This is a genomic window from Xanthomonas sp. D-99 (genome assembly GCF_017746145.1).
GTDB lineage: Bacteria > Pseudomonadota > Gammaproteobacteria > Xanthomonadales > Xanthomonadaceae > Xanthomonas > Xanthomonas cissicola.
The window spans coordinates 66,808-87,165 of record NZ_JAGHWU010000001.1 but is presented as its reverse complement, the minus strand read 5'-3'; the positions used below and the strand labels follow the sequence as shown (position 1 = coordinate 87,165).

Annotated in this window: 17 protein-coding genes; 10 read left to right on the top strand and 7 right to left on the bottom strand. The window is 65.7% G+C overall.

The genetic code is table 11. The features are described 5' to 3' along the window. Window positions 1-65: 65 nt before the first annotated feature. On the bottom strand, window positions 66-1,163 hold the full coding sequence (locus J7360_RS00400; protein WP_057658654.1) for a dipeptide epimerase: 1,098 nt from the start codon (window positions 1,161-1,163) through the stop codon (window positions 66-68). Then, the gene (locus J7360_RS00395) at window positions 1,160-2,572 is read right to left on the bottom strand and encodes an SH3 domain-containing protein (RefSeq protein ID WP_209033028.1); all 1,413 of its coding nucleotides are present in this window, start codon (window positions 2,570-2,572) and stop codon (window positions 1,160-1,162) included. The genes J7360_RS00400 and J7360_RS00395 overlap by 4 nt, the downstream gene beginning before the upstream one ends. 377 nt (window positions 2,573-2,949) lie before the next feature. Here J7360_RS00395 and J7360_RS21230 point away from each other — a divergent pair, with 377 nt between their 5' ends. From J7360_RS21230 to J7360_RS00350, 10 genes are all read left to right on the top strand, one after another. Continuing rightward, the gene (locus J7360_RS21230) at window positions 2,950-3,756 is read left to right on the top strand and encodes an N-acetylmuramoyl-L-alanine amidase (protein ID WP_057658649.1); all 807 of its coding nucleotides are present in this window, start codon (window positions 2,950-2,952) and stop codon (window positions 3,754-3,756) included. Between the two features lie 90 nt (window positions 3,757-3,846). Next, window positions 3,847-4,593 (top strand): M15 family metallopeptidase, encoded by a 747-nt coding sequence (locus J7360_RS21225; RefSeq protein ID WP_244667730.1) that lies wholly within the window; start codon window positions 3,847-3,849, stop codon window positions 4,591-4,593. Window positions 4,594-4,899: 306 nt separating this feature from the next. After that, a complete protein-coding gene (locus J7360_RS00385) occupies window positions 4,900-5,097 on the top strand; it encodes a CPXCG motif-containing cysteine-rich protein (RefSeq protein WP_022560162.1) in 198 nt (65 codons plus the stop codon). Window positions 5,098-5,319: 222 nt separating this feature from the next. Continuing rightward, entirely contained in the window at window positions 5,320-5,697 is a 378-nt protein-coding gene (locus J7360_RS00380; protein ID WP_057658647.1) for a hypothetical protein, read from the top strand. 226 nt (window positions 5,698-5,923) lie between these two features. Beyond that, entirely contained in the window at window positions 5,924-6,277 is a 354-nt protein-coding gene (locus tag J7360_RS00375; RefSeq protein WP_057658646.1) for a hypothetical protein, read from the top strand. Window positions 6,278-6,540: 263 nt separating this feature from the next. Then, window positions 6,541-6,939 (top strand): EF-hand domain-containing protein, encoded by a 399-nt coding sequence (locus tag J7360_RS00370; RefSeq protein WP_209033038.1) that lies wholly within the window; start codon window positions 6,541-6,543, stop codon window positions 6,937-6,939. A gap of 37 nt (window positions 6,940-6,976) precedes the next feature. Next, a complete protein-coding gene (locus J7360_RS00365; RefSeq protein ID WP_057658642.1) occupies window positions 6,977-7,729 on the top strand; it encodes an HAD family hydrolase in 753 nt (250 codons plus the stop codon). A gap of 302 nt (window positions 7,730-8,031) precedes the next feature. Then, window positions 8,032-8,604 carry a hypothetical protein gene (locus J7360_RS00360; RefSeq protein ID WP_209033026.1) on the top strand — a complete coding sequence of 191 codons (573 nt, stop codon included), beginning with the start codon at window positions 8,032-8,034 and terminating at the stop codon, window positions 8,602-8,604. A 296-nt stretch (window positions 8,605-8,900) separates the two neighbouring features. After that, window positions 8,901-9,518: a hypothetical protein gene (locus J7360_RS00355; RefSeq protein WP_057658688.1), complete on the top strand. Its 618-nt coding sequence runs from the start codon at window positions 8,901-8,903 to the stop codon at window positions 9,516-9,518. 165 nt (window positions 9,519-9,683) lie between these two features. Next, on the top strand, window positions 9,684-11,051 hold the full coding sequence (locus J7360_RS00350; protein ID WP_057658640.1) for a VOC family protein: 1,368 nt from the start codon (window positions 9,684-9,686) through the stop codon (window positions 11,049-11,051). A 178-nt stretch (window positions 11,052-11,229) separates the two neighbouring features. Here the strand turns inward: J7360_RS00350 and J7360_RS21220 are convergent, their stop codons facing one another. From J7360_RS21220 to J7360_RS00325, 5 genes are all read right to left on the bottom strand, one after another. Beyond that, entirely contained in the window at window positions 11,230-11,493 is a 264-nt protein-coding gene (locus J7360_RS21220) for a hypothetical protein (RefSeq protein WP_223670069.1), read from the bottom strand. Between the two features lie 30 nt (window positions 11,494-11,523). Then, window positions 11,524-11,952 (bottom strand): VOC family protein, encoded by a 429-nt coding sequence (locus J7360_RS00340; protein ID WP_081027436.1) that lies wholly within the window; start codon window positions 11,950-11,952, stop codon window positions 11,524-11,526. 530 nt (window positions 11,953-12,482) lie between these two features. Next, the gene (locus tag J7360_RS00335) at window positions 12,483-15,623 is read right to left on the bottom strand and encodes an efflux RND transporter permease subunit (RefSeq protein WP_057658638.1); all 3,141 of its coding nucleotides are present in this window, start codon (window positions 15,621-15,623) and stop codon (window positions 12,483-12,485) included. Window positions 15,624-15,756: 133 nt separating this feature from the next. Beyond that, window positions 15,757-19,005: an efflux RND transporter permease subunit gene (locus J7360_RS00330; protein ID WP_057658636.1), complete on the bottom strand. Its 3,249-nt coding sequence runs from the start codon at window positions 19,003-19,005 to the stop codon at window positions 15,757-15,759. A gap of 93 nt (window positions 19,006-19,098) precedes the next feature. Next, a complete protein-coding gene (locus J7360_RS00325; RefSeq protein WP_057658633.1) occupies window positions 19,099-20,343 on the bottom strand; it encodes an efflux RND transporter periplasmic adaptor subunit in 1,245 nt (414 codons plus the stop codon). Between the last annotated feature and the right edge of the window lie 15 nt (window positions 20,344-20,358).

Here is a 20,358-nt window from a genome sequence, read left to right as displayed (position 1 = left end):
ATACCCACGTTGTAGCGCGGTCTGCTTCCATTTGGGGGCTGTTCGCCGCACCGCGTCGGCCGCTCTCACGCCGGCAACAGTTCCAGCCCATGAATGCGGCGGATGCCCAGTCCCGGCGAATCGTCGATGTGGATCTGCGCCTCGTCGAATCGCACGCCACCCTCGGTGGGGTCGAACTGCCCAAGCGCAGGTGCATCCAGATCGGCCAGGGTGATGCTGTCGGCCTTGGCCACCGCCAGATGCACCGCGGCGGACACGCTGATGCTGGATTCGATCATGCAGCCGATCATGCATGGCAATCCATACAACCCGGCGATGTCGGCGATGCGGATGGCATTGGACAGCCCGCCGGTCTTCATCAGTTTGATGTTGATGATGTCGGCGGCGCGACGCTGAATCAGCGCGATCACCTGCGTAGGCGAGAAGACGCTCTCGTCGGCCATCACCGGCGTGTCGATGCGTGCGGTGACGAAGGCGAGCCCGTCGAGGTCGGCGGCCTTGACCGGCTGCTCCAGCAGCTCCAGCGCGATGCCGCCATCTTCCAGCGTACGCATGGTGCGCACCGCTTGTTTGGGCGTCCAGCCTTGATTGGCATCCAGCCGCAGCGATGCGCGCCCAGCGACTGCCGCATGAATTGCCGTGACGCGTTCGACATCCGACTCGATGTCCTTGCCGACCTTGATCTTCAGTGCGCGATAGCCGTGCGCGAGCGCCGCTTGCGCCTGCGCCACCATGGTGGGGATGGTATCGGCGCTGATGGTGATGTCGGTCGTGACGCGCGGCGTGCCGCCACCGAGCAACTGGTACAGCGGCGCACCAAAACCCTGCGCCCACAGATCGTACAGTGCGATCTCCACGGCGGCCTTGGCGCTGGTGTTGCGTTCGAGCGCGTGTTGAACGAGCCCGCATAGCCGGTTGAGATCGGCCACGTCCTGCCCAATCAGCTTGGGGCCGATGCAGTGTTGGATCGCGGCAATGATGCTGCCATGGGTATCGCCAGTGATGGGCGCGGTGGCGGGTGCGGCGCCGTACCCGATGTGGCCGCTGTCGGTCTGCAACAGCACCACCACGTCCTCGATTGCCTGCACCGTGCGCACGGCTGTCTTGAACGGTGTTTTCAGGGGTACGCGCACCATGCCAAGCCGGAAGCCGGTGATCTTCATAAGGGGCCCGTTGGAAAAACGCGTTGAATGCGGGTGATGTGGTCGATGAATGCAGTGCCATCGCTGGCGAGCAAGGGCAGCAATGGGGTGACCGACACACCATTCAAACGCGCGCGCTGCACGCTGCCGTCGGCCGCGTGGTAACTGGCCCCGGCCACATCATGGATCACCCATGGCGCACCGCCTGCATGGCCGATCACCAGCATCACATGGCCTGGAATGTAGACCAGATCGCCAACCTGCAGCTGTGCGAGCTGTTGCAGGCGTTGCGCCAACGGTGCGCCAGCGTCGAACGTGACACTGTGCAACACCGTGCTGCGCGCCTGGTCGCCGGTATTGCGAGGCAGCGCGAGGCCGAGGCTGCGATAGACATCCAGCACCAAGCCGCTGCAATCGCGCGCATCGTAATCGTTGCCCCAGCCATAGCGTTCGCCAAGGAATTTGAAGGCCTGCCGGAGCAGTGCGGCGTCGGTGGCGGGCAAGGCGCCGATGCGCACATCGGCGCCGCGCGGCATCAATGCAGGCACCAGCTGCAGACGCCCATCGGCACTGCGCACCGGCAATTGCACCACGTGGGCCGCTAGCGGCAACTGTCCGTTGACTGGCTGCTGCGGCGGCCAGTCGCCGAGCAAGGGCAGGCTGGTGCCCATATCCAGTGCGCGTGCAGAAACGGCTGGGTTTTCGGGCGTGTAGGCGGTCTGCGCGCGGGCTGCGGTAACGATCAGGCGCGGGCCGCGTTGTGCGTAATTCAGCACCTCGGTGCGGCTGCCCTCGGCAATCTGCGTGCTTGCGATCCACGCAGCGTAATTGGCGGCGACCACGAACTTCCACGCGCCATCGGCACTGCCGTGCAGGACCGCCACCGGCGTGCCGGGATACAGCGCCGATTCCTGGAAGCGGTCGATATCGCGGTCGTCAGCACTGGTAAACACACGCTGGGCAGTGGGAAAGGTCCGCAACGCGCCACGTGTGACGACCAGCGCAAAGCGCAGTGGCACCTGTGCGGGTATCGCATCCAATGCCAAGGCCGTGCGCAATGCCGCCAAGCGTGCGGTATCCAGACGCCGCCCGTCTGCGTCGTACAGCGGACGCGTCGGTATTGCCGATAACGCGTCGATACGCGCTCTCACATCAGTTGCGGGCAGCGTCTGGGGAAGTTGCGCGATGTCATGCATCGATGCATCGTCGCGCAGCAGGCGTGTATTGAAGTCGGCGATCTGCGCGGGGTCGATCCGCGGCATCTGCGCGTTGCGGCTGCGCCGGATCCAGTACTCTGCGGTGAGCTGTGCATCGCTGACGACAAAGGGCGGTGCTTGCGCGGCCGGCGTGGCAGCAGGCGCTGGTGCGGCGCCGCTGGGAAGGGCAAGCGCGATCAGCAGCAACATCAGCAGGTGGCGCGACAATGGCATGCAGGGCTCGGGAGGAAGGCAGCCGCTGGCGCGCTGCGAGGCAAGGCAAGGCCGATAGTGGCATGCGGCGCAGAGCGTATCCACATGTCCGAGCTGCGTGACGACTCTCGCCGGCAGTGGACGTTTGGGGGCGCGTTGGTGCGGAGCGTGCAGGAAGCCCGTGACCCTCTTTGCCGCAGCCGTAGATACGCGAGTGGCCGCTACTGCCGTCTTCGCAACGGCGATGCTTGCCAAGCTGGGAGACACCACCTGCGACTAACGATGGCAGCGCGCAAGGCCACCGCGCTGCCGACGGTCCCATCGGCAGACGGCCGCGCAAGCACGACTCGGCCGATAATGGTGCTGCGCAGGTCGTCCGGCCTTCCCAGGAGCAATCCGTGCTGCCCAGCTTTTCTCTCTCGTCATCGGCCTGGCTGCGGACCGCCGTTTGCCTGGCCGCGCTGTCGCTGGGCGCCTGTGCCCACGCCCCGCAGCGCAATCCGCTGGCGCAGTGGGTGCCATCGCCCAATTACGACACGCGGCGACCGATCCTGATCGTGTTGCACTTCACCGACCAGCATTCAGTCCAGCAAAGCCTGAGTACGCTGCGCGGCCGCAACAGTGGCGGGCGCGTCAGTGCGCACTACCTGATCGGCGAAGACGGGCAGCGCTACCAATTGGTCAGCGATGGGCAGCGCGCCTGGCACGGCGGGGCCGGTCGCTGGGGCACCATCACCGACATCAATTCGGCCTCGATCGGCATCGAACTGGACAACGACGGCAGCGAGCCGTTCGCACCGGCGCAGATCGACAGCCTGCTGGTGTTGCTGGACGACCTGTGTCAGCGTCTGCGTATTCCACGCACGCAGATCGTCGGCCACGAAGACGTGGCCCCGACGCGCAAGAACGACCCCGGGCCGTTGTTCCCCTGGAGGCGCCTGGCCGACGCCGGTTTCGGCCGCTGGCCCGCGGCCGACGCGCCCGCAGCCCCGGAAGGTTTCGACCCATGGCAGGCGCTTGCCCTGATCGGCTATAGCATCGACGATCCGGCCGCCACACTGCAGGCGTTTCACCACCACTACCGCGGCAACAGCGCCACCACCCTGGATGCCGAAGATCTACGCATCCTGTCTGCGATGACCAACCACGCGAGACTTTCTGGCTCGCGACCGGCGCTTGAGCCAACTGAAGGCGACGACCACTAGGCGCACAGGCATCGAGCCGTGCTACCGCTGGCGGCGAACGAGCGCAGCATGACCTGCCGCGCAAACGCGGCATCTTGCAAGGGAACGGAAATGACCGACAACCTGCTGTTTCGAAATGGGCGCTGCTGGCGGCAGTGTGTTGTTCAAGGCGCTTTGCTGATGAGCGGCGTGGCGCCATGTGCGCTAGTCGCCGGCCAGGTGCATGTGTCCTCGGCAAGGACCGCGGCAGAGGCCGGCCTTGTGGACGTGCACGCCCTTGCGCCGGACATCGCATTGGACATGCGGTATGCGAGCAGCAACAACTTCACCGGCCGGGTGGTACCGGGCTATGACGCGCCGCGGTGTTACCTGTTGCGCCCGGCTGCCGACGCATTGGCACGGGTAGCGCAGACGCTCAAGGCCGAGGGCTATCGGCTACAGGTGTTCGATTGCTATCGGCCGGTGCGGTCGGTGAAGGCATTCGTTACCTGGGCTGCGGATCTGCAGGATCAGGCGACCAAGCCGCAGTACTACCCGCGGGTGGACAAGCGCGCATTGCTGGGCGATTACATTGCGCCCACCTCCGGGCATAGCCGTGGCGCGACGCTGGATCTGGGCTTGCTGGAGTGCCGGCCGGGCGGGTGCCGTGCAGTGGACATGGGCACAGGATTCGATTTCTTCGATGCGTGGGCGCACACCGAGGCGCCCGACATCAGCTCAGCACAACGCGCGCACCGCCAGCGCCTGCTGCAGGCGATGGCGGCCGAAGGATTTACCAACTATCCGATGGAATGGTGGCATTTCACGTTTCGTCCCGAACCCACGCCAGAGACGGCCTACGATGTTCCGGTGGACTGACAGCGGTCAGGCAACACGCTCTTCGTCGCTGATCGATCCGGTGCTGCTCGCGATCGGTTGGCCGCTTGCGAGACGCGTGGATGCGACACGCAAGCAGCCAGCATGGATGCAGGGCATCGTGTCGAAGTCGGCCGCGCTCTTGCCTCGCACAGACAGTGCTGGCATCGGTCGCCTCGCCGGCAACGGCGCAAGCACCAACACCAACACGAGCACAGCGCCAGTCGTACACTCCAATGTCCGCCAGCAGCACCGGCCGGCGTCGCCGCCACGTCCGGTCACTTGCCTCGACAGATCCAAGGAACCGCCATGTCCGACCCGGAACGCTTCGTCGATATCGCCTGCCCTTACTGCGGGGAGTGGATCACGCTGGCGCTGGATCTGACAGGCGGCGACCAGCATTACATCGAAGATTGCCAGGTCTGCTGCAAGCCGATTGCGGTGAGCGTGCGCTGGGACGAAGAAGGCGAAGCGCAGGTGCGTGCGCGTGGTCAGGACGACGCCTGAGCCATTGCGCGGGCCGCATCTGGCCCGCCTGTGGTTGCGATGCGCGACAGTAGCGCGCCCGACAGCGTCCAGATGCCGGCAATCGCCTGCATCTGCAGGTCGCCACGGCTGCGCCATCGCCCCTGGCAGTCTCCAGGTCGTTCAGGGCGCCTGCATTGCGAGGCGCGCCGATCCAGGCACTGCAGCCGCTAGACTGGTGCGCCTGCTGCCTGGATCGTCACAATGAATTTGCCCCTGCATTTCGGCCTGCTCGGTTCACTGGAGGCCGGGCTGATTGCGCTCATCCTGGGCGTGGTGGTCTTTGCGGTGGTGGAGCGGGGCGGGCGGCGGGTGCAGTTCAACCATGGGCACACGCTGGGCATTGCGTGTCTGCTGGCCGTGGCCATCGGTGCCGGATACGACATCTGGCATCTCGTCTATGCCAGCATCGTGCGACTGGAATCGCCGCTGTATGCGCGCCTGGCGCTGGCCAAGATCCACGACCCCAACGAACTGGGCTCGCGCGTGGTGCTGGAAGTGGCCGGCGCGCTCGCTGGCGTGGTGCTTGGTTGGAAGCTATTCAGTTCCGGGAGCTGGGAAAACGACCCGCCAAGTGCCTGAGCGTGGGGCATAAAGTGCGGGGCGGGTCGCAAATTTTCATGCATTGAATGAGGTGCTTCGGTTTGACTCACTCATGCCTAACAGGCGGTTAGCCGCAAACATTCGGGCTGTGGTTAAAAGACTGTTTTGCGCGAAATTGCGCCGGGTTGGGCGTTCATTTGCGATGGGTAGGGTGGTGCCATGTGCGGCGACACCGCGCATTCCCAAGCACAAGGAGACCACCCCAATGAAGAATCGCAACCGCACCTCGCTGCTCGCCGCTACCGTCGCTCTTGCTGCCGCCCTGGCGCTGCCGGCGATGGCGCAAAGCACCTCTCAAGACGCAGCGGCGCAGTCGGGCAGTTCGGCCACCGCGGCACAGTCGAGCGGTGCAAGCTCCGGTGGCGGCCAGACCTGGGCCAGCGTGGACACCGATAGCGATGGCGCCATCAGCAAGCAGGAAGCGCAGGTCAACGCCGGCCTTGCGCAGATCTTCGATCAGGCCGACGGCAACACCGATGGCAAGCTGACCCCGGATGAGTACAAGGCGTTCGTTGCCAAGCAGCAGGGGGGAGGTGCCACCGGCTCGCAGGGCAACTAAGCGACGCTCAAGGCACCTATGAGGTTTTGAGAAAGTGATGCATGCAGAGCGCTGGCATACAGCCCCGTCGGCGCGCTGCGACAGGCAGTAACCAGCACCAGCAACAGCAATAGCAAAAAACAGTACCAGCAACAGGATGGACACGCGGGAGCGATCTGCCAGGGTCGCTCCCGTTTTGTTGACGTCTGCCGCGTTAGGGTGAGCCGTTCCACGTCGGGCGCTCATCCATCATGTCGCATTTACGTCTTGCACTTCTGCTCGGGTTGGCGAACCCCGTATCTGCGCTCGCCGCGCCGCCGGAGCTGCCACCCGCCACCCCGACAACGTCGGTGCCGGCAACCGCTGGCAGCACTACACCGGCGATGTCGCCGTTGCCGATCGATCCGCCGGCTCCGGCCACCACGCCCTTGCTGCCGACGGCACCCAGGCCCGCCAGGTCCACGAGCGGTGCCGAGGCGTCCGCCACCGCCGGCAGCCTGGCACCGCGCAGTTTCCGTAGCCTGGATACAGACGCCGACGGATCGCTGGTGCTGGCCGAGGCAAGCGCCGACCCGGTGTTGCGCGAAAACTTCTCCAGCTTGGACAGCAACGGCGACGGGCGCCTATCGCGCGAGGAATTCGCCAGCTATCAGCCTGGCCCGGGCGATGCCGCAGGCGATTGAGCACGGCGCAATACCGATGCGCTGCTAAACTTGCCCGATGAGCTCACTTGCACAGCGCGACGGCCAGGCGATCCAACTGGTCGGCTTCGATGGCGACGATACCCTCTGGAAAAGCGAGGACTATTACCGCATTGCCGAAGCGGATTTCGAAGCGATCCTGGCCGGGTACCTGGATCTGGGCGACAGTCGCATGCAGCAGCATCTGCTGGCAGTGGAGCGGCGCAACCTCAAGGTCTTCGGGTATGGCGCCAAGGGCATGACGCTGTCGATGATCGAAACCGCGATCGAACTGACCCAGGCGCGCATCGCCGCGCACGATATCCAGCGCATCGTCGAGATCGGCCGTGCCACGCTGCAGCATCCGGTGGAAGTGATTGCCGGCGTACGCGAGGCAGTCGGTGCGATTGCCGCCGATTATCAGGTGGTGCTGATCACCAAGGGCGACCTGTTTCACCAGGAGCAGAAGATCGAGCAATCTGGCCTGGGCGATCTGTTCCCGCGCGTGGAAGTGGTGTCCGAAAAGGACCCCCGGACCTATGCGCGTGTGCTCGGCGAATTCGGTTTGCCGGCGCAGCAGTTTGCAATGATCGGCAATTCGCTGCGTTCGGATGTGGAGCCGGTGCTGGCCATCGGCGGTTGGGGCATCTACACCCCATACGCGGTGACCTGGGCGCACGAACAGGAGCATGGTGTGGCTGCCGACGAACCGCGCATGCGCGAAGTGCCCGACGCCGCCGGCTGGCCGGCAGCGGTGCAGGCGCTGGATGCGTTGGCGCGGCGGCAGGGCTAGAGCGTGTTATGTACGTTGAGGTGAGTGCTCCCCGGAGGATTGGCCGTCAGCGGCACGGAGTGCGCGTCGCGGAGCTTGCCTTGGCGCCAGCCAAGCCGGCGCCGCGCAGCACCCGCTCCGCATCGCTGGCGGCCAAGGCATCTCATCCCAACGTGCATAACACGCTCTAAGCTGGGCCGGGTCGCCGCTGCCTGGCGACACTGATCTGGCCCGATGCGTCACATGCGGGTGCTGTATGGCGCCCAACGACAGGATGTTCACGGCCCTGCCTGCGTGCGCGGCCGAGCTTTGAGGAAGTGCCGATGACCATGTTGTCCATGACCCAGCGCGCCAGCCTGGCCTTGTTGCTCTTGTTGCTGATCGGTGCCGCGCCACTGGCTGCCGCCGAGCTGGAAGAAGAAATCATCCATCCGAGCGAAGTCATCTTTCGCAACGGGCAGCCTTACTACGACGATGGCGGCCGCTACGTCCGCCTGCAGACCCGTCAGGTGGGTGGTGAGCCAGTGTATTTCCGCACCGTGCGCTTCGATCGCGAGCAGGGCTACGTGGATGCGCGGGGCGAGAGTGTCGCCAGGTTGCAGGCTCTACCGAGCGAGCGCGATCGTAGCGCCGGGTTTGTCGGCGCCGGGTACGATGACCGTGACGTGGGCGATGGCGGATATCGGGGTGTTGGCGGCCCACTCCGCCTTGGTGCCTCGCGCAATCGCCCCTACGGCCAGATTTACTATGGCAATGGCCTGTATGGTCCGGATCCATACAGCAGTCCGCACAACCGCGACGCGCGCCAGCGTTACATCGGTCCCGGCTACATCGGCTCCTGCGATCTGAGCGGTTGCCGCGAGGTCCACCAGTTCGGGTTTTACGACCTGCGTTAGGAGTCAGGGGATGGCTCGCGCCATCCACCGGGCGTATCGTGCGGCATCGCCGGGCAGCTCGCAGTATCCGATCTTTCCGCCAAACCTTCGATTGCGTGCACGTCGATGACCATCGCAAGGGCTGGTTGCCACCAGAGCGCACTGGGACGCTGCGACCGACGCGCTCATCTATGCCCGATAGCGTAACTGGGGGGCTCCGGTGCACTTCCTCGCCAGGCGTGGGTCGTTGAAAAGCGGATGTGCCTGGCGCCCGGCAGTGGCGCTTGATCCGGCGTCCGCCTGACAGCACCGCACGCATGCGGCATCATCGCTGCATGCCCGTATCCCGCTCATCCATGTTGCGCTCTGTGCCATTGCTGGTGGCATTGCTGTGGCCGGCGCTGGGCGCCGCGCAGGCCTTGCCGGCCTCGGCGACCGCAGCTGCTACGGAAGAACCGACGCCAGCGGCGACCCCAGGCACCGGCGATGCCTGGGTGGATCAGCACCTGGCCGATATGGGCAGTTATGCGCAGCGCTATCCGGCCAGCTTCATCGACGAGGTGGCGCGCTATACCGGCACGCCGCGCGCGTACGTGCAGGCGCTGCTGCAAGTGCACGGCTGGCATGCCGGGGATATCTATTTCGCGTGCTTCTGGGCGCAGACCGTACAGCTGTCGTGCCGCGACACGGTACGCGCCTATAGCCGCGACCATCGCGATGGCTGGGAGGGCGTGGTCGCGCGGCTGTCGGTGGCACCGGACAACCTGCACATGCGCGCGCTAAGGCACGCCATCGTCGCCAGCTACGACCGCTGGGAACGTCCGATCACCCTGGATGCATTGCTGCGCCGGCAGCTCGGCGATCATGCGCAGCGCCTGGAAGCGGCGCGCCAGGCGAGCGAAGCGGCCGAAGCGGCGGCGCAGGCCGGGCTCTGACGCGGTCGTTGTGTCGTCGCGTCATGCACTTCCCGGCATGGCGCGGCTGTCTGCGCACTAATCGCGTCGCCCTGCAATGCTGCCGTGCCGCTGGTCGACGCAGGGCGTGGTCGGCGAGAATGCGGTACCGCTGGCGTTCGGCCGGCACCTGCCCAAGACCAGCCCATGCGCGATACCGCCTTTGTCTCTCCCGATCAGATCCGCAGCTGGTTCGCCCAGGCGATGTCGGACATGTATCGCACCGAGGTGCCGTTGTATGGCGATCTGATGTCGCTGGTGGCGCAGGTCAACGCACAGACGCTGCAGGCCAATCCGGCGCTGGCGCAGCGGCTGCAGCGCAACGACGAGCGCGCGCGGCTGGATCTGGAACGGCACGGCGCCATCCGTGTCGGCACGGCGGCCGAACTGGCCACCTTGCGCCGGTTGTTCGCAGTGATGGGCATGCAGCCGGTGGGCTATTACGACCTGTCGGTGGCCGGCGTGCCGGTGCATTCCACCGCGTTCCGCCCGATCGATGAGGCGGCGCTGTCGGCAAATCCGTTTCGCGTGTTCACCTCGCTGCTGCGGCTGGAACTGATCGAAGACGCCGCCCTGCGCGAACAGGCGCAGCAGATCCTGCAGCAGCGACAGATCTTTACCGCCGGCGCCTTGCAGTTGATCGAGCGCTACGAACAGCAGGGCGGGCTGGATGCCGACCAGGCACGGCAGTTCGTGGCCGAAGCGCTGGAAACCTTCCGCTGGCATGGCGATGCCACGGTGTCGTTGCCGACCTATCGCGCGCTGAGCCAGGCGCATAAGTTGATTGCCGATGTGGTGAGCTTCCACGGCCCGCACATCAATCACCTCACGCCACGCACGTTGGACATCGATGCGGCGCAGGAACAGATGCAACGCGCCGGCATCGATGCCAAGGCGGTGATCGAGGGGCCGCCGCGTCGGCGCGTGCCGATCCTGTTGCGGCAGACCAGTTTCAAGGCGCTGGAAGAGCCGGTGCGTTTTGTCGGCGATGACGGGCAAGCGGAACACGGCACCCATACCGCACGCTTTGGCGAGATCGAGCAGCGCGGCCTTGCCCTCACGCCAAAGGGGCGCGCGTTGTACGACGCGCTGCTGGCGCAGGCGCGCGATGCCGATGGCGCCGGCAGCACCGGCACCGATTACGCCACCCGGCTGCAGACTGCCTTCGTGGCCTTCCCCGACGACGAGGCGTTGCTGCGGCAGGAAGGGCTGGGGTATTTCCGCTATGCGCTCACCGACGCCGGCCGCGCCGACCCCGCGCAGGTGGCCGCCATGCCGGCAGAAACGGCAATTGCGCTTGGGCTGGTCAGCGCCGACCCGATCATCTATGAAGACTTCCTGCCGGTGAGTGCGGCCGGCATTTTCCAGTCAAATCTGGGCGGTGCAGAACAGCGCGCCTACGCCGCGCACTCGAGCAAGCGCAGCTTCGAACAGGCATTGGGCGCGCAGGTGCATGACGAATTCGCGCTGTACGCGCAGCTGGAGCGCGACTCCTTGCAGGGCTTGCTGGTGTAGCGCGCGCTGCGCGCCGTATTGCACTGCGCTGTGACGGCCTCACTGGCACTCAGCCTGGCATACGGCTGCTATGGAAGACCTGCCACACGTGGCGTCCGGGCCGCAAACCCATGTTGATCCATGAAGCCATCATGCTTCGCGGCGCTGTGCACCTGCCTACCGGCCACACGCGTTTTGCTCACCAACGCATCCACCTCGGCGCGCCCACCGCCGACGCAGTAATGGTTTCTGCGGCATTGGCCATGTCGCAGATGCCTTGATGGCTGAAGCCCCGAAAGAACGGTTTGACCGGCACCATCGCGAAGATGTGCTCGCCCAGGATCAGGCAGGTGGCGTTCGCATCGGTGTAGGCGGGATTGAAGGTAAAGCCCATGACGGTGAAGAAGGCAACCGAGCGCGGTAGCAACTCGACCGGCAGGTTGACCAAAACGTGCGTGGTCATGCGGCGGTGCCCTGCGGCGTGGCGCGTTGGTCAGGCGCTCCGGTCACGGCCGTTGACCAGCCATTGGATGCCGAAGCGGTCGGTGCACATGCCGAAGCCTTCTGCCCAGAAGGTCTGGCCGAACGGCATCTGCACCTGACCGCCCTCGGCCAATGCCGTATACGCGCGTTCGGCCTCAAGATTATCGTCGAAACCGAGCCCGACCGACACCGGTCTGGCGCCCTCCAACTGCTGGCCCGGCGGCATGTCCGAGCCCATCAGCAAGGGGCCATTCGGCCCAGCGAGGGTCACGTGCATCACCAGGTCGGTTGCCGCAGCGTCGATCGACATGTCAGATCCCGCTTGCGGGGGCATCTGTGCGTACGTCGTCAACATCAGTTCGCCGCCCAGCACCTGTTGGTAGTGCGCGAATGCTGCGCGGCAGGTGCCTTCGAAATACAGGTAGGGTGTGACTTGCACCGGGCAGTCCTCTGGAAGCACGTGAGCGATACAGCGCGGATTGCTGCGTGCGGTCCTGTCGAGACGAAGCCGATGCAGTCGGCCATCAGGTCCGGGCGCAGTGCGGGGTCGATGCGTCATGCCCGAGTGGGCAGGCACCGTAACCAGCGCAGCCTACCGTCCAGCGCGAACAGGTGCATTAGTCGCGATCGCTTGGGGCCGCCGGCAACCAGCCGGAGCACCTGGCGGTTGCCGATACGCCCATGCGAGGGCAAAGCCACGCATGGGCTTGCTTGCAAAGGCGCCGCAGGATCAGACCACGTACCGCTGTACGCACGAACACGTCCGCATTGTCGGCCCTGAATGCACCGAGAGCAGCCGAAACAATGGCGATCAGTTGTCAGGCGCGGGTGGCACACCGCAATGGCGTGTACGCGCCGGCACATGCCGATTCCGATCACCGGCCGCGCCCACCGAGTGCTGAGCGCGATCTTTGCCAGCTGCTCCAACAGGCCGCACTGCCCGGCAATGCGGCCGATGCTTGCGAAACCTCAGTGCGCTTGGGCGGCCGGGCGACGCGCCGCTGCGCGTTCTGCACGGCGCGCGCGCGCGCGGGCGCGACGCGCCTTCCAGCGCTCGCTCAGGCACGAGAAGATCACGTATAGCGCCGGGGTGCTGAGCAGGGTCAGGCTCTGCGAGAACACCAGCCCGCCGATCATCGCGATACCCAGCGGGCGACGCAGCTCCGAGCCCTCGCCCAGGCCCACCGCCAGCGGCACGGCGGACAGGATCGCCACCATCGTGGTCATCATGATCGGGCGGAAGCGCACGATCGAAGCCTCGCGTGCGGCTGCGCGCGCATCCATGCCATGCACGCGCTGCGCCACCAGCGCGAAATCGATCATCATGATGGCGTTTTTCTTGACGATGCCGATCAGCAGCACCAGCGCGATCATCGAGATCACCGACAGTTCGGTGTTGGTGATGAACAACGCCAGCAGCGCGCCCACGCCGGCGGCCGGCAAGGTGGACAGGATGGTCACCGGATGCATCAGGCTCTCGTAGAGCATGCCCAGCACGATGTAGACGGTGAGCACCGCGGCCAGCAGCAGGATGCCCATCGAATTGGGACTGAGCTGCACGTTGAAGCTGTCGTCGCCACTGAGGCGGATGCCGTCGGGCATGCGCAGGCCCTCCACGGTGGATTTGATGATCAGATCCGCCTCGCCCGTGCTGACGCCCGGCGCCAGGTTGTAGCTCAGATCCATCGTGGTGTACTGGTTTTCGTGGATGATCTGCGGCGGCGCCAGGCCCGGTACCTGGGTGGCGACCGCGGTGATCGGCACCATCTGGCCGGCACGGTTGGGCACGAAGATCTGATCCAGCGCCTTGGGGGTGGCGGTCTGCGACGGCAATGCATTGACCACCACGCTGTACTGATTGAGATCGGAATAGATGGTGGAAATGGAGCGCTGGCCGAACGCGCCATACAGCGCCCCATCGATGGCGCCCACCGAGATGCCCAGGCGCGCCGCCTTGGCGCGGTCGATCACGATGTTCTGGCGCAGGCCGGCGGTATCCACGTCGGTACCGACATCGCGCAGGTGCGGGTTCTTTTTCAGCGCAGCCTGCAGTTTGGGAAGCCATTCCTGCAGCTGCGCCAGATCGTTGCCCTGCAGCGACACGCGGTATTGCGCGCCCTGGCTGGTGCCGCCGCCGCCGTCGCTGGGCAGGTCCTGGATCGCCCGCAGGCGCAGATCCAGGTCCGGATAACGGTCGGCCTTGGCGCTCAGGCGCGCGACCACTTCGGCGGTGGTGTCGCGACGGCCCTCATCGCGCTTCTTGAGCTCGATATTGAACGATGCGCTGGAGCCCTGACGGCCGGAGCCCAGGCGTGCGCCGACGGTTTTCACCGCCGGGTCGGCCATCAGCATGTCGGTGATGCGGCGCTGGCGGCTGACCATGTCGGCGAACGACACCGTGGCGCTGGAATTGGCGCGGCCCCAGATCAGGCCGGTGTCCTGCGCGGGGAACGAGCCCTTCTTGACCGCACTGCCCAGGAAGAGGGTGGCGGCGATCAGCAACAACGGCGTCAACGACAGCAGGAGGGCGTGGCGCAGCGAGAAATCCAGCGCCACCGTGTACACGCGCAGCATGCGTTCATGCATGCGGTCCAGCCAGGCGCCGAAACGGCCGGGTTTTTCAGGCTCGGCGTGCGGCGACAGGAAACGGCTGCACAGCGCCGGCGTCAAGGTCAGCGACACCAGCATCGACACCACGATCGCCGCCACCAACGTCACGGTGAACTCGCGGAAAAACGCACCGATCATGCCGCTGGCGAACAGCATCGGGATGAACACCGCCACCAGCGAGGCGGTGATGGAGACGATGGTGAACCCGATCTCGCGCGCACCGGCCAACGCCGCGTCCAGGCGCGACATGCCTTCGTCCAGATGGCGCATGACGTTTTCGATCACCACGATCGCATCGTCGACCACGAAGCCAATCGCAATGACCAACGCCAGCAGGCTGAGGTTGTTCAAGGTGAAGCCGAGCACGTACATCACCAGCGCCGAGCCGGCCAGCGACAGCGGCACGGTGACAGCGGCGATCAGGGTGGGCGCCAGCCGGCGCAGGAACAGCGCCATGGTCAGGATCACCATCGCCAGGCTGATCATCAGCGTGGCCTGCACCTCGTGCAGCGAGGCGCGAATGGTGGGTGTGCGGTCGAAGTAGGGCGTGAGCGTGGTGCCGGGCTGCAGATAGCTACGCAGTTCGGGAATCTGCGCCTTCACCTGGTCGACGGTTTCGACGATGTTGGCGCCGGCGCGGGTGAAGGCGTACATCACCACCGCCGGTTTGCCGTCGAACCAGGCGGCTTGATAGGCATCCTGCTGGCCGTCGTAAACGGTGGCCACATCGCCCAGGCGCACGATGCGCCCGTTGGACTGGGTGGAGATCGCCAACTGCGCAAAATCGGCGGCTTTGGACACCGAATCGTTGGAGATGATGGCCATGGTGGTGTTGCCGTCGGACAGGAATCCGGTCGGCGAAGTCACATTGGCCGCGCGCACCGCATTGCGCAGATCGTCCGGTGTCAGGCCCAGTGCATTGAGTGCGCGCAGGTCCACGTCCACGCGTACTGCCGGGGTGGATGCCCCGGCAATGTCCACCGAGCTGATGCCGGTGATCTGGCGCAGCCGCTGCGCCAGCAGCGAATCGGCCACGTTGTAGAGCTCATCGGCCGATTGCGTCTCCGAGGTCAACGCGATGGCAATCACCGGGTCGTCGTTCGGGTTGGCCTTGGAGTACATCGGCGTTCCGAGCCCGGAGGGCAGGTCCGATTGCGATGCGTTGATCGCGGTCTGGATGTCCTGCGCGGCCGAATCGATGTTGCGGCTGCTCTGGAACACCAGTACGACCAGGCTGCTGCTCTCCGAGCTGGACGAGCGCATGCGGTCGATCCCGGGCAACTGGCCCAGGTGACGTTCCAGCGGCGCGGTGACGGTGGAGGCCATGGTGCTGGCGTCGGCACCGGATTGGGTGGCGTGCACGAAGATGATCGGAATCTGGATGTTCGGCAGCGCCGCCACACCCAGCCGCAGGTAGCACATCAATCCGATCACGAACAAACCGATCGCCAGCAGCGAGGTGCCGATCGGGCGCTTGATGAAGGGCGCGGAGATGTTCATGGGTGTGGTGCCGGGAATCGGGAATCGGGATTCGGGAATTGGTAAAGGCAACAGCCAGCGCGGCCTCCACGCGTGCGTGTGGGCAGGCGATGCCGTGGGCAGGCAGAGCGATCAGCGAAGACGTCAGCAGTCGTCATGCCGATCGCTCCGAGGTGGATGCCGGGGTTGCGCCGTCATGGCGCGCTGCGCGGCGCGCACGCCATGCGCGCAGGCGCTCGCCGGCGCGTTCCATGTACAGATAGATCACCGGGGTGGTGTACAGCGTGACCAGCTGCGACAGCAGCAGGCCGCCGACGATCGCAATGCCCAGCGGGCGGCGCAGTTCCGAGCCGATGCCGGTGCCCAGCGCCAGCGGCAACGCGCCCAGCATGGCCGCGGCGGTGGTCATCATGATCGGGCGGAAGCGCAGCAGGCAGGCGCGCCGGATCGCATCGTGCGCGCTTGCCCCTTCGCGGCGTGCGTCGATGGCGAAGTCGATCATCATGATGGCGTTCTTCTTGACGATGCCGATCAGCAGCACGATGCCAACGATGCCGTCCACCGACAGGCTCAGCCCGCACAGCATCAGCGCCAGCAACGCACCGACACCGGCCGGCGGCAGCGTGGAGATGATGGTCAACGGGTGGATATAGCTCTCGTACAACACGCCCAGCACGATGTAGATCACCACGATCGAGGCCAGCAGCAGCCACACGATATCGGTCTGGCTGCCAGTGAATTCGGCAGCTTTTCCGACGAACTGCGCATGCACCTGGGTCGGCATCTTGAGTTCTTCGCGTGCCTTCTCGATCGCCGCCACCGCCTGCGACAACGAATGCCCCGGCGCCAGGTTGAACGAGATGGTGACGGCCGGCAGCTGTTGCTGGTGGCTCACCACCAACGGTGTGTTGGTGACCTTGGCTTCGGCCAGCGCGGCCAGCGGAATGATGCTGCCGGCACCGACCACGATGCCGGTGTTCTGCGCGCCCACGCCGGTGGCGGTGGACGAGTTGGATGAGGTGACCTGGCCGAAGCTGGTGGCGTTGGTGCCGGTGAGCGCGCCGCTTCCGTTGCTGGCCACGGCCAGCTGGTTCATCAGGGCGGTGCTGGTGCGGAATTCCGGCGCTACTTCCAGCACGACGCGGTACTGATTGAGCTCGGTGAAGATGGTGGAGATCTGGCGCTGGCCGAAGGAGTCGTACAGCGTGTCGTCGATGGTCTGCATCGGCACGCCGAGCATGCTGGCCTTGTCGCGGTCGATGCTCAGTTCCAGTGCACGCCCCTGGTTGGCCAGGTTGTTGTCCACATCCGCCAGCTCGGGCAGTTTGCGCATCGATTCGGTCATGCGCCCGGCCCAGGTGGCCAGCTCGCTGCTGTCCACGTCCGAGATCGAATACTGGTATTCGGTGGCGGCCACGCGCGTGTCCAGGGTGACGTCCTGCACCGGCTTGAGGAACAAGGCCACGCCCGGAATGCCGGCCACCGCCTTCTGCAGGCGCGGCAGTACTTCGTCCAGGCCCTCGCGCTCGCCGCGCGTCTTCAGCACGATCGACAGCTGGCCCTGGTTGAGCGTGGGGTTCATGGTGCCGGCGCCGATGAAGGCGGCCACGCCGGTCACCGCCGGGTCCTTGCGCAACGCGGCGGCCACCGCCTGGGTGCGTTGCTCCATCTGCGGAAACGCCACATTCTGGTCGGCCTGCACCACACCGGTGATCAGGCCGGTGTCCTGCTCGGGCAGCAAGCCCTTGGGAATGGCCACATACAGCACCACCGTCAACGCCACCGCACCGATCGCCACGGCCAGGGTCAGCGGCTGGTGGGCAAGCACCCAGTCCAGGCTGCGCTCATAGGCGCCCACGGTCCGCGTCCACAGGTTGGTCTTGCCGGCGGCGGTTGCGCGCTCGTGCGCGTCTTCGCCTTCGGGCAATGCATCGGGCTTGAGCAGGTAGGCGCACATCATCGGCGTCAACGTCAGCGACACCAGCATCGAGATGACCACCGCAATCGACAGCACCCACGCAAACTCGTGGAATAGCCGCCCAGTGACGCCCGGCATCAGCAGCAGCGGCAGGAACACCGCCACCAGCGACACGGTCAGCGACAACACGGTGAAGCCGATCTGTTTGGCGCCGATCTCGGCCGCTTCCGGCCCGCTCTTGCCCTGCTCGATGTAGCGCACGATGTTCTCGATCATCACGATCGCATCGTCGACCACGAACCCGGTGGCCACCACCAGCGCCATCAAGGAGAGGTTATCCAGCGACATGCCGGCGAAGGCCATCACCCCGAAGGTGCCGGCCAGCGACAGCGGCACCGCCACCGAGGGGATGATGGTCGCCCACAGCCGGCGCAGGAACACGAAGATCACTGCCACCACCAGCGCGATGGTCAGCACCAGGGTGAACTTCACCTCGTGCACCGAGGCGCGAATGGTTTCGGTGCGGTCGGAGAACACCTCCAGATGCACATCGGCCGGCAACACCGAGCGTAGCTGCGGCAGGATGTTGCGGATCTGCTCCACCGTCTGCACTATGTTGGCGCCGGGCTGGCGGCGGATCTCCAGCAGCACCGCCTGCTTGCCGTCGGCCCAGGCGGCCAGCTGGTCGTTCTCCACCCCATCGACCACGTTGGCCACGTCCGCCAGCCGCACCGGGCGGCCGTCCTTGTAGCTGATGATGGTCTCGCGGTACTGCGCCGCGTCGGTGAGCTGGTCGTTGGTGCCGATGCTGTAGGACTGGGTCTTGCCGTTGAGCGAGCCCTTGGGCGCACTGACGTTGGTCTGGGTCAGCGCGCTGCGCAGCGACTCCATGGTCAGGCCCATGTTCGATAGCTGCGCCGGGTTGACCTGGATGCGCACCGCAGGGCGCACGTTGCCGGCGATCGACACCAGGCCCACGCCCGGCACCTGCGACAGGCGCTGGGCCAGGATCGCATCGGCATAGCGGTTGACCTCGCGCAGCGGCAGCGAATCGGAGGTGAGCTTGAGCGTGAGAATCGCCGCATCGGCCGGATTGACCCGGTTATAGACCGGCTGGTACGGCAGCGAAGAGGGCAGGGTGGCCTGGCGGATCGCCGCCTGCACATCCTGCGAGGCGATATCGATATCGCGCTCCATCGAGAACTGCAGAATGATGGTGGACAGGCCCGCCGACGAATCGGAGGTCATCATCTGCAGGCCGGAGATCTGCCCGAACTGGCGCTCCAGCGGCGTGGTGACCAGCGAGGCCATGGTGGTCGCATTGGCGCCGGGATACTGGGTGGTGACGACCAGGCTGGGCGCGTCGATTTCCGGCAATGCCGAGACCGGCAATTGACGGTAGCCCAGGATGCCCAGCAGCAGGACGCCGGCCATCAACAACGAAGTGGCGATCGGGCGGCGGATGAAGATGGTCGAAAAGCCCACGGGGGGTGTCCTTGCTGAAGACGTCAGGCGAAGCCGGCGCATGCAGCGCCGGCGCACATCGGCGACGGAAGTTCCGTCGCCGGTGGTCGAGAGTTAGCGCGGACCGCCGCCACGACGGCCGCCGGGGCCACCACCACGGCTCTGTTTGTCCTTGGCGGCCTTGAGTTCGGCCTCGGTCGGTTCCGGCGGCGTCTCGCCCGGCTTGAGCGCGCTGACCTTGCTGCCCGGTTTCAGGCGGAACTGGCCTTCGGTCACCACACGCTCGCCGGGCTTGAGGCCCTTGGTGATCTGCACATGGCTGTCGTCCACTTCCACGCCCTGTACCACGGTGCGCATCTGTGCGGTGTTGTCGCTGCCCACCACGTATACGTAATCGCCGTCAGGGCCGCGCTGCACCGACTGGGACGGCACCACGGTGCCGCCGGCGATGGTGCGCAGCTGCAGGCGCACATTGACGAACTGGCCCGGCCATAGCGCGTTGTCGGTGTTGTTGAAGATCGCGCGTGCGCCGAAGGTGCCGCTGTCGGCGGAGATGCGGTTGTCGATCACATCCAGCTTGCCGTCGCTGCTGATCACATGCGCATCGCCGCGATCCAGTGCCGCTACGGCCAGCGGCGCCGCCGTTTGACCGGTACGCACTGCCTGCAACTCACGCTCGGGCAGGTTGAAAGACACGTAGATCGGGCGGATCTGGGTCAGGGTGACGATCGTGGAGCTGCTGGTGACGATGTTGCCCACGTCCACGCCACGGATGCCGGCGATGCCGTCGATCGGCGCAGTGACGCGGGTGAACTGCAATTGCACCTGCGCCGAGCGCATCTGCGCGTCGTTGGCCGCAACCGCGGCCTCGTACTGGGCAACCTGGTTGCGTTGGGTGTCCAGATCCGTGCGCGAGACGTATTGCTTGTAGGCCGGGTCGTTGGAACGCTGGTAATTCACCCGCGAGGTCGCCAACAGCGCCTGGTTCTGGCGTTTGGCGGCCAGTGCCTGGTCGTAGCTGGCCTGCAGCGTGCGTGGATCGATCTGCGCCAGCAGATCGCCCTTCTTCACTTCCTGGCCTTCCTTGAAATTCAGGCTCATCAACTGGCCGCCCACCTGCGGGCTGACCGTGACCGTATTGAGCGCGGTGACCGTACCCAGCGCGCTGGCATAGACCGGAACGTCCTGCGTGGTGGCCGCCACCACCGTCACCGGTACCGGGCCGCTGTTGTCCGGGTCATTGCCGTCCGGCGCGCCTGCGCGCTTGCCGTGATTGCCCCCACCCATCATCCGCACTGCGACGAACACCACGACGAGCACCGCGACAACCAGCAGTGTGATCTTCCAAAAACGCGACATGCGACAACTCCTGAG